The organism is Streptomyces sp. NPDC050433 (assembly GCF_044458565.1).
Taxonomy (GTDB): Bacteria; Actinomycetota; Actinomycetes; order Streptomycetales; family Streptomycetaceae; genus Streptomyces.
In genome coordinates, this window is sequence record NZ_JBITIB010000006.1 from 78,396 (window position 1) to 94,378 (window position 15,983).

Consider the following 15,983-nt stretch of genomic DNA (forward strand, 5'->3'; position numbering starts at 1 on the left):
CATGACGATCACCTACGAATGGCGAGGCGACTTCGAGAACGCGGCCGTCAACGCGCTGCACGCGGAAGGCTTCAACCACCGCGCTCCGGACGTCGACTGGCTGAAGCAGGTCCACCGCCACAGCCTCGGCTGGGTCTGCGCGCGCCGCGAGGACGAACTCGTCGGCTTCGTCAACGTCGCCTGGGACGGCGCCGTCCACGCCTTCATCCTGGACACGATGGTCAGCGGTGACCTCCGCCGCACGGGAATCGGAGCCCAACTCGTCGCCACAGCCGCCAGAGAGGCCCGCGCGGCGGGCTGCGAATGGCTCCACGTCGACTTCGAGGACGACCTGCGTGCGTTCTACTTCGACGCCTGCGGCTTCCAACCGACGAACGCGGGCCTCATCGCACTCTGACCCCTTCCTGTGGATCAGGTGTCACAAATTCAGCTGGCAAGGTACACCTGAGTCCCCCGCATTCGTCATCACGGCAGAAACTCGTAAAACGGGCCGTCAGGCGCGAAGTTGCGAGAACACAACGTCACGTCCCTGCCTTTGAGATAAGCCAGCAGCCACTCGCTGAACGTCATCTCGTAGAGAGTCCAGGACGGACTGTCGAACTCCTGAACCACGACGCGCCAGGGCGACGAGGGGTCGTCGGGAACGCGGAGGAAAACCGCCTCACCCGTCATGGCCGTTGCCACCGGCATCAACTCTCCGGGGTTCGCCCCTACCGGACCGGGCAGGAACTCCGCCATGCCCTCTTCGCTCCAGAGCTCGAGGTCCTCCTTGATGGATCTTCCCAGACTGTGCAGAAGATGGCCGGCGGGGTGATTCAGATACAACTGCCCGTTGATCTCGATCGAACCATAGGCGTCCACGATCTCCCGGAAGTCCGCAGGAAATTCGATACCGAGTTCCTGCTCCAGTTCGACCCATGGCGCCGGATCCGACCAGTTGAACCGGGGTTCACCCAAAAGGACTCGTATCTCTGAAAGCGTTGCCATCGCACCTCAATCAACCGGGTAGAAGTCAGGCTCCGGCATCTTGGATGCCCGGCGGTACGGCCGACGCGGGTCAGCCAGGTAACGCGGTGTGCTCAGGCCCGGACAGCCCATGGATCAATCCCCTGCTCCAGAAGGCGTTCTTCCTCGCTCTCGCTCAGGAACAGCGCCGGGTGCCTGCCCCACAGAGAGAGGTCGCTCAGGGGGCATTCTGGGAACTCCGCCCGCAGGACTCGGACGAGGAACTCCACCATCCCACAGTCGTAGCGACGCCATATGGCATCGCCCCGGCCATACACGAGCACCGGCCAGGCGGCCGGGTCTGCGCCGGAGGTGTCCCAGCACAGGATGTCCGCGCCGGCGTCCGCACCCCAGGCGATCAACCGGGGCTCTGTGCCTTCGAGTTCCGGCTCCTTTCTGCGTTTCGCCCAGGCGTCCTCGGCGGTGAGCGTTTCCACGAGCATTCCGCCGTACGGTGACGTCAGCTCCTCCGCCTTGGGTTCGGGTAGCAGGACCTGGAAGAAGTTGCTGATCGCCCCAGGGCCGTACACCTCCATGAAGGCGCGGTAGTCGGAAGGGAACTCGGTACCCCACGACCGGCTCATCAAGGACCAGTCGACAGATGCGTCGGGTTCCGCCTCGGGCGGCATGAGCCGCCGCAGCATCTCCAGATCAGTCATCGCTCTTGCTCCTCTCCTGGTCCAGTCAGCTGGTTGGCGAGGAGATGACAGGCGTTGATGTTCTGCCGCACGGGACGCGCGTCCGGCTGGCCGCCGGGAGCAGAGACTCACCGGCCGACAACAGAAGTCTTCGTTCGTCGTCCGAGACGTTTTCGTTCCCTCCCCCGGCCAAGCGAGACCGCGTCCTCAAACGTCACAGTGACAACCGGCTTGGCGCTCGGCGGGACCCGGACCAGGCGCGCCCGTCGGTCAGGTTTCACTGGTCCTCGTCCGGGGCCCAGGTCTCCCAGACCTGATCGAGGCGGTCGTAGGCGTCGTCGAACCAGGCGTCGACCAGCGGCACCGTCACCGTAACAGTGGTGAGAGTCGTCATGCTGTCCCTGATCGTGACGCGAAGGCGCTCTTCGGCATCGTCGCGTTCGATGGACAGGGCGGGTCCTCGCACGGCGTCTCGCCATGTGATGCCCTGTCCGGCGTCGAGCGTGTCGAGGCATTCGCGCCATTCGGTCAAGTCAGTCGGAAACAACGAGGTGTTGAGAGTTCCGCTGACGAAAGGCGTGTCGACCATGAACTCGCCCGTGAGAACTACCCTCGTGCGCGCGCCCCGGCGGGTCTTCCGTCCCGTGATCCGAAGGACGACGCTATTGCCTTCACCAGTCAGGTGGATCAAGTCCATCGGCCCCTGAGCCATCCTTGCCCCTCCCGAGACATTCGTAGTGTCCAAACGCTAGCTGTATTGCCCGCCCCGGAGGGTTGTTGACTCGGGTGAAGGGTGGGTGTCCGTCAAGCGCGGTGTGGCTACGGTGGTGGTGGTAGGTGCGGTGGAAGTCTGCCAAGGCTTGGGTGCGTTCGGTGTTGGAGGTGTAGGGCCGCCGCTAGGCCCATTCTTCGACACGGCTCGACACGGTGGAACACGTGAATGGCGTCGAGTTCATGTGCGGGCGATGAATTGAAGCTTCTCGCCAAGAAGGCATTCGAGGAGTATGACGGCACCTACGGCTACAGGCGCCGCACAGGGATTTCTATTCGACCCCAGGAGTGATCGACAATGCGGCTCGAGCGCCCACGGAAAAATCTTCACGCGGTGGTACCCCTGCCACTACGACAGGAGTACCACCGCATTCGCCATCAGGGCAGGAATTCCCAGAACGGGCCGTCAGGCGCGCGACCGTCAGAACACAACGTCACGTCCCTGCCCTTGAGATAAGCCAGCAGCCACTCGCTGAACGTCATCTCGTGGACATGCCAGGCCGGACTGTCGAACTCCTGAATCACGACGCGCCATGGCGACGAGGGGGCGTCGGGGACGCGAAGGAAAACCGCCTCGCCCGTCGTAGCCGACGCCACCGGAATCAACTCCCCGGGGTCCCCTCCTGCACGACTGGGCAGGAACTCTGCCATGTCCTCTTCGCGCCAGAACTCGAGATCCTCCCTGATCTTTCGTCCCAGACTATGCAGAAGATGGTCGGCGGGATGCTTCAGATACAACTGCCCGTTGATCTCGATCGAACCATAGGCGTTCACGATCTCACGGAAGTCCGCAGGAAATTCGACACCGAGTTCTCGCTCCAGTTCGATCCATGGCGCCGGATCCGACCAGTTGAACCGGGGTTCACCCAACAGGGCTTGGATCTCTGAAAGCGTTGCCACCACTATACCCCTTCTAGCACTTCGAACTGATGCCAGTCCGGGAGTTGAATCGCCGTGCACGAGTAAGCGTTCGCGACAGCTCCGTGAGTCCGTATGCGGCCATTCTCACCTGAACGAGTGCAGGAACAGCCGAATGCGGATGTCCGTTCTGCAGGTTCTCCTGCCCTGCGGAGTCGACGCTGCAGCGGCGGTTCCGAAGAGCGCCGCCCACCCATAGTAGATGGCCGGAATCCCGAACCAGACGGCATGACCGTCGAGTTCGACACCGCTCACCGGGTTGCCGCCCGTGAAGGCGTAGCGGTTGCCGGTGAACTCGGACGTGTCTTGCCGCCGTAGGCGGTGTAGCTGTAGGCGACCTTGGTGTCGCCGTTCTTATCGGTCAGCGTGTCGACGTCTGTTGTAGCTATTGTGGCGTCGGGAATACGGAAGGGGGAGGCCTCCGGGGATCCCCCCACGCGCTTTTTCGACCAGGGCATCCGCTTGACGGCATCCCATTCCTCGCGGGTGAACCCATGGGAGAGGGCGGATCAACTCAACTCTGAGACCGAGGCAAAATTCGGACCGTCGATGTCTTGCGCAATGGTGAAGGGGTGGAATTCCGGGTCCGTGAGCACCCGCATAATGAATTCCGGAACACCGATCTCGTATCGGTCCCACTCCATGGAATCCGCACGGCGTGCCACGATGGGCCACCCCCCCGGGGCGGAGTCGTCCGCGAGCCAGTAGAACTCGTCGCCCGACTCCGTCGAACCCCAGGGGATAATTCCCTGCTTTCCGGGCTCGTAGACGGAATACGGCGCGAAGATCGGGTCATCGTCGGCACCGTGCTCGCGGGCGTCGTTGAGGTATCCGCGCCATTGGGCGATCAGGTCGAACACCTCCCCGTCGTCGACGCAGAGCAGATACACGAAACCCGAGAAGACGCCACCACCGAGCGCTTCTCCCAACTCCTTGTAGTCGACGGGGAGTTCGGCCTGCAATTCCCTTTCGATCGCATCCCATGCCACGTGAACTCCCGATGGCTCACGCCCGGTCGCTTCCATCAGACGGGTTGTCCACACACTGAACTCCTCGGAACTCGCAATGTCGAAACATGAAAAGACAGCCGACGGAAACGCTAGCACCGTGTCCGCCGGCTGCTCAACTCACTTCAGGTGAAACCCCGTCACCGAAAGGTGAGGTTTCCCTACGGAGCTGGTTGTGCACCTGTCGGGGTGTTCCAAATGGGAACGGTACCTCCGTCCCCCAAGGTCATGCTCTGCCACGTGATGTCCAGCTTGTACGGTGCGCCGGTATTCCCGCGGTACGACGGTGTGACTTGGTAATAGATCGTGTCGCCGCCTTCCAGACGTGCCGCGATCATGGTCTCGACCCGTCTCATGGTCGAGAGATTGGCTTTCGCGTACAGCGGGACCAGATTCCGTCGGTCCGTACCGGTGCCGCCGAGGGAATTGGCCAGCAGATGACCTCGGTGCATACCCGGCCGCATACCCGGAGGGGTCCAAAGCGGGTTGCCGTCCGGCGGGCGTGGCACGGGGGTTCCACGGAGTTCGGAGTCGGCGTTGCCCTTGATCTCACCGGTCTTCCCATCGACCCACCCGAAGTCACCGCCGGTGAGGCAGGCACGGACACCCGTCGCACGACTCCGGTTATCCAGCGGACTGTAGTAGACCGCGCTCTCGCCCTTGTTGCAGTTGTCCTGGTTCACCGGGAAGTCGTGGCCCCAGTAGTACTCGTTCTTCCCTTCCGGATCAGAGAGCAGTCCGACTTTGTAGTCCGGACTCTCCTCCTTGTACGGCACCTTGTCCGGCCTCTGGACGTCGTTCCAGCCGATGCCGTTCAGGAAGACCTCGGCGGCGCTCAGAATCCCCCGGCCTCCAGTCTTGGTTGCGGTCTTCGCACCTCCACCGACCAGGCCCTTCAGAGTGTCCCACCAGTCGTGACCGTCCAGCTCGGTGCGGCTGGTCGGGTTGCCGCCGGTGAAGGCGTACCGGTTGCCGGTATACGGGTCGGCCCCGAGGCTCATGTCCGACAGCGCCCCGCTGTACATGTCACGAGTGGTGAATCGGTTGAGTCCCGGGTCGTAGTTGCGGAATCCCATGTCGTATGTCCCGGACTGCGCGTCCCACCGCTTGGCGTTGAACCGGTAGGCGTTGTACGCCTCCTTGGTGGGGTCGGCTGCGACGGGCTTGTCGATACCGGTGAACTCCGATTCGTCGTCGGAGCCGTAACCCGTGTAGCCGTAGGTGGCCTTGGTGTCGCCGTTCTTGTCCGTCAGAGTTTCGACATCGGTGTGGTTGTTGTAGCCGTAGTAGCCGTCCTCCGTCGTGCCGTCGCTGTTGTGCTTGATCTGCGACAGCCGTTCGCCCCAGGGACTGTACTGATACGACTTGGTGAGTTCGCCGCCGACCTTCTCATCCAGTACCTCTTCGGAGAGACCCAGATAGTCGAAGTCCGTGGTCTTGCCTTCTGCTGTCCTGGTCGCTGTGCGGTTCAGCGGGTCGAAGGTGTACTTCGTGGTTCGCAGAGCGCCGGTGTCGTCCGCTTTCTGCGACTCCACGACGTGGTCGAACCCGTCGTACACGCTCCTGTCAATGATCTTGCCGCCCGACGTCACCGATTCCTGACGGCCGAAGGGGTCGTAGGTGTAGTTGGCTGTCGAGGTGCTGGTGGTGGCGGTCAGCAGCCTGTTGCGGTCGTAGGCGAACGTCGTGGACGTTCCCCTGACCGTCTGACTGATGACGTTGGCGTTGTCGTCGTGGACGTAGGTCTCGGTGTCGGCCCCATTGCCGGTCTTCACCGACTTCGCAAGTCGGTCGACCGGGTCGTAGGTGTAGTCGGTGGTCGACTCCAGATGGGACGTGCGGTTGTCCGCGTCCATCTTCTTGGTGGCGTCCCGCGCCTTGTTGCCATTGGCGTCATAGGCGTAAGTGTGCGAAGAGACGAGAGTGCCGGCCGGCTTCTTTTCCGTCGTCGACTTCACCGATCCGTCGGCGAAGTACGTGTGGTCGACTGTGTTGCCGTTGCCCTTGACTTCCTTGAGCTTCTGCCCGCGGTCAGTGTAGGTGTAGGTCGTCTCCTTCGGCGCGGCGTCCGCAGCGGACTTGCCGACCGATACCGTCTTGACGAGGTCCCGCAGGTCGTAGCTGTACCTGGCGAACTGGTCGGGGTGGCTGACCGTCTCCGGTTGCCCATTGGCGTCATAGGTGTAGGCGGTGGCCTTGTTCTCCTGACCTGTGAGGGACTCGACTACCTTCTGGACCTGGTTGAGGCCGGTGTAGGTGATGGCGTAGTTGTCCGACCGGGCACCCGACGAGGTGTCGGCCACCGACGTCATGTTGCCGTTGATGTCGTAGGAGTACTCGAACGACTTCTTCTCGTCGTCCGTCTCCGCCGAGTTGTCGCGTACGAGCTTGACGCCGTCGGCCACCGTGATCCCACCGGGGCTCTGGTCCAGCCTCAGATTCGCCTCTTCGCCCCGCTTGAGGCTGTACGTGCCCAGCGCCACCCAGGTGTCCGCACCGGCCGTCTGGTCCTTCGTAACCACGGGCTCAGCGGTCGTTCCGCGGGTCAGCCTGTACTTCGCGGTGGTCGTCGCACCCGTCACCTGCGGGTATTTCACATAGGCCCGGTACGTGCCATCCTGCGGGATGCTCAGCGCCCAGGTGAAGCTGTCGGAGCCCGTGCCAGCGGCGTGGGTCCAGTGGTCGTACCCTTGTTGCCCGGTGATGTCCCCCGTGGCCCAGGTACCGGTGGAGGTCGTGTTCTGGGCGTCGGAGTTGTCGACCAGTACCACCGACTGCCCGACCGGTACACCGTCGTCCGCACGCGACTTGAGTGAACCGTCGAGGTAGTACGACCATGTCATCGTCCGGTTCGACGAGCCGTCCGCCGCCGAAATGGTTCGCTTGCTCTGCTTGCCGAGGTTGTCGTACTCGTACTCGGTCTCGATGGACCATGGGTCCTTCGACCGCTTCAGCCAGCCGTTGTCGAAGTACGTGTTGGTCGTGATGTTGCGGACCGTCTGCCCCTGGGACGGGGGCAGCGAGGTCTTCGTCACCTGCCCGAGAGCGTCGTACGTCGTCTCCGTGTAAACATCCGCCTTGTTGTAGCGCGAGTCGGCGGGATCGTAGGGCTGGTACTTCCGCTCGACGCGGTTCAGTTCGTCGTAGGTGGTGCGCGCGGTGAAGTCGTCGGACGTCGACGTGGCCGATCCCCGCGGCGTGATCACTTTGGTCGTATTGCCGACCTGGTCGTACTCGTACTTCGTCGAGCGTGCCGTAGTCCCGTCGTAGGGCGCCTTGACCTCTGACTGTTTGCCCCGCTCGTCGTAGGTGATCGTGGTGGTGTGGTTCTCCTTGTCGGTCCGGGTGAGTACGAGGCCGTCCTTGTCGTAGGTCTGCCGGGTGAACTTGCCCGCCGCGTCGCTGATCTTCACGACCCGGTGATTCAGGTCGTACTCTGACGAGGACGTGACGTCGCTCGTGTCGGTGGTGGCGTTCTTCTTGGGGTCGACGACCTTGTTTACATTGCCGACGTTGTCGTACCCGTAGCTGATCTTGTCGCCTGCCGAGTCCACGACGGAGATCAACTGGTAGATCTCGTCGTACGCGTTGGTGGTCGCGTAGTCGGTGGTGTCGGAGGTCGTGGCCGTGCCCTTGGGCTCGGTTGTGGTCAGCAGATTGCCGGCCCTGTCGTAGGTGTACGTGGAGGTGCGCGGAGCCGTGTTGTTGTTCGCCGGTCCGGTGGCCGAGACGATCTGGTCCGCCGCGTCGTAGACGGCTGCCGAGACAGCGGTGTTGGGAGCCGTCGACTCCACGACGTTGTCGTTGGCGTCGTACTTCTGCGCGGGTGTCGTGATGAGGTCGCCCGCCGCCTGATCCCTGGGAACCGTGTTGGCCAGCGGACGCCCGAACGTGTCGTAGGTCTGCGTCGTCCTCTTGTCCAAGGCGTCCGTGACCTGGGTGACCAGACCCCGTTCGTCGTACGCGTAGGCCGTGCTGTTCTCCAGGGCGTCCGTGATCGTCTTCGGGTATCCGACTGGGCCGAAGTCCTTGTACGACGTCTGGTTGCCGTTAGCGTCCGTGGCTTCGATGAGCTGACCGTAGACGTCGTATTCGTAGGAGACCGTGTAGTCCCCGGCCGTCTCCGTAGCGACCCCCTTGGGGTCGGTTACCGTCAGCAGGTTCCCGAACGTCTTGTCGTAGCCGAAATTCCAGGTGCGGCCCTCCGGGGAGGTCTTGGTGGACATGTCGGCGGCGAAGCCGTCCAGCCGCGTCTGGTAGGTGTACCAAGCGGAGTTGGCAGGGTGGACGCCGGGAGCACACTCGGACTGGGCCGGCACGCCGTCCTTGTTGTTCTCCGCGTCGCGCTGCCACAGCGGGTAGCCGGTCTTCTGGTCGTAGCAGTACGCGACCTTCGCCCCGTTCGGCTCCTCCACATAGGTGACGTTGTTGTCCGCGTCCCAACTCATCTTGGTGGTCTGGGACTTGGCGTTCGTAGTCTGCACCGGCCGGCCGTAGTCGTCCGTCACGTACTTCGTGGCGTGGGACTCGGCGTCGGTGACCGTTGTGGCCGTGAACATCGCGTTGGCCGGGTCCGCCGCGTACGCGAACGTGGTCCTCGACTGGAGACGGTCGGTGATGGCCTGCGCCCACCAGTGGTACTTGGGGTCGTCTCCGTCCTTGGGCGCGTAGTAGTCGACCTTGGTGCTGTTGCCCCGTGGGTCGGTGGCCTTGACCAGCTTGACGTTCTTGTTGCCCTGCGTGGCGTCGTAGGTGAACTTGAAGTTCTTCGGCTGCGAGCTGCCCACACCGTCGGTGAACTGCCCGAGCAGCCCCTTGTCGGTGTAGTAGAACTCGACCTTCCGCTCGGAGATGTCGGTGACCGAGCGGATGTGGTCGTAGATCTTCGAGTTGCTGAGCTTGCCGGCGTCCGAGGTCAGCACGCCCAAGTCGTTGACGTACTGGTAGCCGGTCTGGCCCTTCTCCCAGTAGTCGACGGTCAGTGACTCCCGGCCCGCCGGGTCGGTGATGTACTTGAGGAACTTGGTCGGCTTGTTGTTGGACTTCCGCTCCTCGTACGTGAACAGCTGCGTGTTGCCGTTCTTGTCGACCGTCGACGTCATGTAGCCGTCGCAGCCGAAGAGGAAGCGCGTGCCGTCGGGACGGGTCAGTGTCCAGGCGTCGGGGACCGGGTCGCTGCTCGGCTTGCAGTCCAGGCCCGCCTTCATCGTGACCTTGTAGTGGACGCCCGCGGGAGCCTTCCAGGTGCCGTCGTCCTGCTTGCGGAAGACGTGCGTGGTGCCGTCACCGTCCGGGAGACGGATCTCCGTCGGGTTCGGGTTGGGGTGGAAGTCCAGCGGCGCGCCGAGCCGGATCGGGCCGGCGGCCTGCATCGACCAGCCGTGACCGGAGACCGTGTCGGAGGTGTCGAGGGAGTTGTAGGCGAAGCGGGCGAACGTGCTCAGGCCCCGGCCGGGGTTGCTGAACGCGTTGTACGACCACACGCTGTTGCCCGACGAGAGGTTGTTCATCACCGTCGAGCCGGCGCCGGTGTTCTTGCCCGCGTAGGCGTAGAACTTCTCCATGCCCAGCGAGTTGGACGTCGGGTCCTCCACCGCCACGTTCTGCTTCAGCGGCGTGATCGCGGGGTTGGTGACCGAGAGCCAGGAGCCGTCGGCGATCTTCTTCACGTCCCAGCCGAGGACGTATTCGGTGCGTTTGTTGCCGCTGTCCGAGTTGATCGGTGTCTTGACCGTGGCCTTGACGGTGGCGGACTCGCCGGGGATCAGGGCCGGGATGGCGGTGGCCGCCTGGTTGCCACCGGTGGTGACGTCGGTGCCGTCGGGCAGCTTCCAGGTGTAGGACAGCTGGCGCTCACCGGCGGCCCACGCGGTGCTGGTGGTGTTGGTGACGGTGAAGTCCACGGTGTACGTGGAGTTCGGCGTCATACGAGCAGGGGTCTGAGGCGCGTAGTACGTGTCCTCGGTGGTCGAGTCGACGTAGATCACGCGCAGCAGCGGGCCGAGCTGCCAGTCGGCGGCCTCGGAGGCGAGCCACAGTGTGCGTTCCTGCTGGGTGGCGTCGGTGTCGTTGGCCAGTTTGACCAGGGCGCCCTTGTTGTTGGCGGGGTTCTGCACCCAGCTCTTGGTGAGCGTGGTGGCATCCCACCAGTGGCGGCCGACCTCTTCGGTGAACTGCGGCACGGTGTCGGAGACCGTGGCCGAGAAGTCACCGGCGGGAGTGGTCCAGGGGGCCGAGGTGGCCGACTGGTTCCAGGTGGCGGTGGTCTCGTCGAAGGCCTTGTTCAGGCCGCGGAGTTCGTAGACGGCGCCCGCGGAGGTGTTGGTGGTCTCCGCTCCCCACAGGAACATCCGTCCTTCGAGGACGGTGGCCGTGGTGGGGATGGCCGCGGTGTTGAACTTCAGCGCGGCGCGGGTGGTGCCGTAGGTACCGGAGTTGTCACCGGTGCTCAGCCACTTCTGGCCGACCCCGAAGGACTGGATGGTGTCCTGGTTGGTGGTGGGCTGCTGGGAGGAGAGCGTGGTGTCGGTGACGTCGTCGGTGCCCTGGAGCAGCCGCATGGTGCGGCCGGGCTTGGGGATGCCGACGGTACGCGTGGGTGAGCCGAGCACCTGTCCGTCGGTCGTCTTGACCGCGATCTGGTAGTAGTACGACCGCCCGATCTCCGGTGTTCCGGCCCCGTTCGGGGACGGTGTGGCGGTGGTGTCGGTGTACGCGGTCGCGGTCTTGGCGATCGGCGCCACCAGGGTGGCGGACGACGGCGTGAACGCCTGCTGGGTCGACCGGTGCAGCTGGTACTCGGCGATGTCGAGCTTGCTGTCCCCGCTGTCGTTCTTGTAGGCGGGCCAGCTCAGTTCGGGTCCGGTGGAGTGCACGACCTCCGGCGAGTTGAGCGAGGTGCCGACTTTTCCGTAGGTGACGGTCAGCCGCGGGATGGTCGCGGTCTCTCCGCCGTACGTGGAGCCGTCGGCGGCCTCGTAGCGCGGGCCGCCGATCGGCGCGCCGGCCGACTCGTCGGTGGCCTTGAGTACGAACCCGTGGTTGGTGGCGGTTCCCGAGACCCACTTCTGGACGGTGTCGGTGACCGGGAAGTTGTGCCACTGGTTGTACTCGCCGGTGTTCTTGACGATCGAGGCGGGGTTCACCAGGCGTACGGCGTCGGCCATGGTCCGCTTGGTGGAGTCACCCGTGTCGCCGAGGACGATCTTGTCGGCGTTGCCCTTGTTGAAGTCCAGCTGAGTGGTGGTCAGGGCCTTCCAGGTGGGCGTGGTCCCGGCCGTCTGGTCGACCGTGTAGTCGTGGGTGAGCCCGTCGTGAATGACCTTGTACGGGGCCGCGGTGGTGTTGTCGGCCAGCGGCGAGTAGTGCGCCTCGACGCGGTAGGACGCCGTTTCGGGGATCTGCGGCTGGTAGGTGTAGGACTCGCCGGTGGCCGCGTTCTTGTTGTACGCGTAGTCGCTGCCGATGTTCTGCGTACTGGTGGTGGTGACCCTCGGCCACTCGCCGACGGCGGCCGTCCCGGCGTCACCGTCGTCGATCTGCACGGTGGTACCGGACAACTCACCGACCAGAGCACTGGTGTTGGACCAGTTGGCACCGGCCTCTGTCCAGGTGCCGGTGGCCCGGTAGGCGCCGATGGTCACGTCGTTGGCGTTGGTGGTGTGCGACTGGTCGAAGTACATGCCCAGGCGGGCCGAGTCGACCTTCACCCCTGCCGGGATCTCCGTCAGCGGGAACTGCACCAGCGAACGGGCGAGACCCAGGTCGGTCTTGCCGGCCGACAGCTTCCAGGTGGTGTTGAAGTTGGTGGTCGGCTGGTCCGAGAGGACCATGGTGTCCTTCGAACCGGCCGCGTCCGGGGTGATGGTGATCGTCGGGTCGATCACGACCGGGTACCGCCGGTCCTTGTCGGCCAGCCACTTCGTGTCCGGGACAACCGTGATCTTCCAGTTGTCGCCGTCCTTGGTCAGCTTCTGGGTGAACTCGGTGCTGTAGGTGCCGCCGGTCGGTGACGCCGGGTCCTTCGCCGCGTCCGTCATGTACGGGGCGGGGATGACCATCACCGGTGTCTGCGGGCCCTCGCCGTACAGGGCGATGGAGCCGTCCTTGCGCGACTTGGGCGTCAGATCGCCCGCGTCGAGCGTGAAGCTGAACTTCACCGGTCCGTCCGGGCGTTCGGCCAGGACGATGTTCTCCTTGACCTGGCCCGGTTCGACGACGTATTCGAGGTCCGCGCCCCCGACGGCGTCCGGGTAGGTGACCTTGGCGCCCCGTGCCGTGGGCTTGAGGCCCTTGCCGCCGCGAGATGTCGCGGGGTCGAGGCCCAGAGTGACGGACTCTCCCCCCTCGCCCTCGATCCGCACCAACTCGCCCGGCGTGGAACCGAAGTAGGTCCGGCCGAGATTGGCGGTGTTGGCGTAGTCGAAGCCCTTCTTCGACGACTCCCGCACGGAGACGTCGATCGGCTTCCAGGTCTTGTCCTTCTGGTCCTGGTACGCGGTGGGTACCGCGGTCAGTTCGGCCTCGACGCGACCGTCCGAGAGGGCGAAGAACCGGGCACTCGGAGTGCGCCGGTTCTTCAGCTCCTTGACCCGCTTGGGCTTCGGGGCCTTCGCTCCCTTGGGCAGCTTCTCGCGGCTGGATATCTCCAGGGCGTTGGCCGGTTCGGGTTCCTCGTCGTCGTCGGTGAACCATCCCTTGACGGTGTCGAGAGTGCTTCTCTCCCCACCCCCGTCGCGGCTCGACTCGGCCGCTGCCGCAGTCGCCGGCGTCGCATAAACCAGGGGCGGGAGCAAGGTCCCCACCACGGCCGATGCGACGAGACCGGCGAGCAGTCTTCGGTGTCGCGTTCTCACGTAAAGTATCCGCCCTCTTCATCGCGCCATTTGCGGCACATTTACGCCACCGGGTCCCCACTTCCGGACGCGCCGGCCTGCTTTCGGGCATGGCAAAGGCGCGATCGGATGCGGGATCGGAGCGCTGTCAATGAATCAAAGCGCGCTCTACACAGCCAGGTGACGGGTCGTCAACAGGACGGACTATTGGGACTCTTCACCGCACGCCGCTCGAAGTCCTGCAGGTCACCACAGTGCGGTGACCGGTTGTTGGGCGAAATGTCCGCAGGGTTTCGCGCGGTGCCGGGTGTGAGGTATAACCAGGCGGATTTGAATGCCATTCACTCCTGAAGGGAGCTCGCGTGGGCAGCTGTCCGGAACTCCGACCGATGGTCCGGCCCTGCGAATTCGCTGTTCCTCCATCGACCGGTCGGGCAATTCCCGCCCCGGTCACCTCTCGTATCGGAGACGCTCCCGCCCCATGAGTACCGACACCCTGAACACCGATACCACCGACGCCGAGTCCGGGACCGACCCGGCCGAACACCGCCCCGAGAAGCCGCGTTTCGGCCGCCGCCCCCTCTACGGCGCCGCCGTTGCCCTCCTCCTGCTCGTCGCGGGCGGGATCACCTACGGCGTCCTCGCCACCCCCGACGAGCCGAAGGCGAAGCCGGTGCCGACCGCCTCGGTCACCTACCAGGTCAGCGGTTCGGGCACCGTGAAGATCGACTTCATCGCGCACGGCAAGCAGGCCAAGTCCTTGACCCTGTCCGGCTCCGAACTCCCCTGGCGCAAGGACGTCAAGGTCCCCCTCGGCACCGAGCCCACCGTGAGCATCGTGCTCGACGGCAAGGGCGGCGACGCCGGATGCGCCGTAGCCGTCCGCGGCAAGCACGCCCAGCGCTCCACGGCTACCGGCCCGTACGGACGGGCGACATGCAGCGCCCCGCTCCCCGCCTAGAGAAGTAAGGAGAGACGATGCTGGAGAAGCGGCGCCCATCCACTGGTCGTGGGCTGCTGATCGCGGGAACGATCCTTCTGGCCCTCGGGCCCGTCATGGTGACGGTGGCTCTCGTGTCCCTCCTGGGCTCCTACACCACGGTGACCGCCCGTCAAGCGATGGAACCCACGTACCGCGACGGCGCTCGGGTGGCGGTGGAGAGGATCGGCGGCACCGCGGTCCGGCGGGGCGACGTCGTGCTCTACGCGATGCCGAGCAGATACCAGGGACTGGCGGTGATGCAACGCGTCATCGGGCTCGGTGGCGATCGCATCGCCTCCGTAGACGGTTCTCTGACCGTCAACGGCCGCGCTGTCGAGGAACCGTACGTGAAGCCGGCGGACATCGGGCCGCCCAGCCCCGACTTCGATGTCACGGTCCCTCCCGGCCGTATGTTCCTGATGGGCGACAACCGGCAGAACTCCAACGACTCGCGGTACTTCCTGTCCGAGCACTCGGGCACCGTGCCCACCACCGCCGTCCAGGGCCGCGCGCTCGCGAGCGCCACCGCGCCCTTGGTTCTCGGCCTGACGGTGGTTCTGGGCGTACTCGGCACCGTCGGCGGCGTCATCTGCCTGGTGATCGGCCGGCGGATGAGGACCAGGCAGCGCTCGGCCGCGCAGGGGTTCACCGCGTACGCGTGAGCGGCGCCCCCGGAGGGCAGGCGTCAGGGCCGATGCCGGACTCAGGCTCGCGGTGGCGCGGTGGTGCGGCGGACCACGAGGGACGGCGAGAGCGTGACCTGGGCGGACGGCTTGGCCCGGTCGGCGAGACGGCCGAGCAGCAGACGGGCGGCCTCGGTGCCGATGTGGCGGCCCGCCTGGTCGACGCTGGTGAGTGAGATGGGGCCGAGCGCGGCCAGGGTGGTGTTGTCGTAGCCGACGACGGAGATGTCTCCGGGGACGGCGACGCCGGCCTCGCCGAGCGCTTCGAGGACGCCCATCGCCACGATGTCCGCGCCGGCGAAGATGGCGGTCGGGCGGCGGGCTCTGGTGAGCAGCTGCTGGGCGCCGCGGTATCCGCCTTCCTGCGTGTAGGTGGTGGAGACGATGTCGGCGTCGTCCGCGAGACCATGTGCCCGCATCGACCGGCGGAAGCCTTCGGCACGCAGGGCGTTGGGCATTTCCCTCAGCCGGTCAGGGTCGGTCTCGGCGTGCTCGATATGCGCGATCCGCCGGTGCCCGAGGCTGACGAGGTGGTCGACGACGAGTGCGGCGCCGGCGGTGTCGTCGTCGGACACCGTGTCGTAGACGGCCGACTGCCCGTGGCGTCCGACGACCACGGTCGGCACGGTGCGACCCACCTGTTCCAGATGTGACCGGGGAGAGACGGGTGCGATCAGGACCAGCCCGTCCATGCCCCGGTCGATCATGGCCTCGGTGACGCGGGCCTCCGCCGCCTCGCCGTTGCTGCCCGGTCCCATCAGGACCTGATAGTCCGTCGTGTCCAGGGCGTCGGTCAGCCCGTCGAGAATCTCCGGGAAGAACGGGTTGCGGATGTCCGGCAGCATCACGCCGATCGTGTAGGTCTGTCCGCGCATGCCGCGGGCGGCGGCGAAGGGCCGGTAGCCCAGTTCCGCTATCGCCTGGCGCACCTTGGCCCGCATCTTCGGACTGGTGCCGTACGCGTTGCGCAGGACCTTGGACACGGCGGTCGTGGACACCTGGGCGTGCCGGGCGACGTCGACGATGGTGACGCGCCGCGACCGCGCTGGGGGCTCCATGCGGGTTCCTCCTCTGGTCCTGCCGCCGTACAGGGCCTGGGGCAGGAAACGTTGCCCAGAGTCTAAATGCTCTCCATGGCGCCGTAC

10 protein-coding genes and 1 pseudogene are annotated in these 15,983 nt (G+C 65.1%); 3 read left to right on the forward strand and 8 right to left on the reverse strand.

Annotated elements, in window-relative coordinates; genetic code table 11:
* Window position 1: 1 nt before the first annotated feature.
* A complete protein-coding gene (locus tag ACIBLA_RS09695) occupies window positions 2–397 on the forward strand; it encodes a GNAT family N-acetyltransferase (protein WP_399198298.1) in 396 nt (131 codons plus the stop codon).
* A 68-nt stretch (window positions 398–465) separates the two neighbouring features.
* Here ACIBLA_RS09695 and ACIBLA_RS09700 read toward each other — a convergent pair whose 3' ends face one another.
* From ACIBLA_RS09700 to ACIBLA_RS09730, 7 genes and pseudogenes are all read right to left on the reverse strand, one after another.
* Window positions 466–987, reverse strand: a complete 522-nt coding sequence (locus tag ACIBLA_RS09700; protein WP_399198299.1) for an SMI1/KNR4 family protein — start codon at window positions 985–987, stop codon at window positions 466–468.
* 92 nt (window positions 988–1,079) lie between these two features.
* The gene (locus tag ACIBLA_RS09705; protein WP_363241438.1) at window positions 1,080–1,664 is read right to left on the reverse strand and encodes a hypothetical protein; all 585 of its coding nucleotides are present in this window, start codon (window positions 1,662–1,664) and stop codon (window positions 1,080–1,082) included.
* 256 nt (window positions 1,665–1,920) lie between these two features.
* Complete coding sequence (locus ACIBLA_RS09710; protein ID WP_363241437.1) at window positions 1,921–2,340, reverse strand: DUF5959 family protein; 420 nt, start codon at window positions 2,338–2,340, stop codon at window positions 1,921–1,923.
* Window positions 2,341–2,398: 58 nt separating this feature from the next.
* Window positions 2,399–2,536, reverse strand: a pseudogene (locus ACIBLA_RS09715) (IS481 family transposase); the annotation flags it as partial.
* A gap of 256 nt (window positions 2,537–2,792) precedes the next feature.
* On the reverse strand, window positions 2,793–3,314 hold the full coding sequence (locus ACIBLA_RS09720) for an SMI1/KNR4 family protein (protein WP_399198301.1): 522 nt from the start codon (window positions 3,312–3,314) through the stop codon (window positions 2,793–2,795).
* A 527-nt stretch (window positions 3,315–3,841) separates the two neighbouring features.
* Complete coding sequence (locus tag ACIBLA_RS09725; protein WP_399198302.1) at window positions 3,842–4,321, reverse strand: SMI1/KNR4 family protein; 480 nt, start codon at window positions 4,319–4,321, stop codon at window positions 3,842–3,844.
* 179 nt (window positions 4,322–4,500) lie between these two features.
* Window positions 4,501–12,171: a DNRLRE domain-containing protein gene (locus tag ACIBLA_RS09730; protein WP_399198365.1), complete on the reverse strand. Its 7,671-nt coding sequence runs from the start codon at window positions 12,169–12,171 to the stop codon at window positions 4,501–4,503.
* Between the two features lie 1,483 nt (window positions 12,172–13,654).
* Here ACIBLA_RS09730 and ACIBLA_RS09735 point away from each other — a divergent pair.
* Window positions 13,655–14,134 (forward strand): hypothetical protein, encoded by a 480-nt coding sequence (locus ACIBLA_RS09735; protein ID WP_363241434.1) that lies wholly within the window; start codon window positions 13,655–13,657, stop codon window positions 14,132–14,134.
* Window positions 14,135–14,151: 17 nt separating this feature from the next.
* Window positions 14,152–14,817, forward strand: a complete 666-nt coding sequence (gene lepB, locus ACIBLA_RS09740) for a signal peptidase I (protein WP_399198303.1) — start codon at window positions 14,152–14,154, stop codon at window positions 14,815–14,817.
* A 41-nt stretch (window positions 14,818–14,858) separates the two neighbouring features.
* On the opposite strand, the gene ACIBLA_RS09745 is transcribed toward lepB, so the two are convergent.
* A complete protein-coding gene (locus ACIBLA_RS09745; protein ID WP_363241432.1) occupies window positions 14,859–15,896 on the reverse strand; it encodes a LacI family DNA-binding transcriptional regulator in 1,038 nt (345 codons plus the stop codon).
* Window positions 15,897–15,983 lie beyond the last annotated feature (87 nt).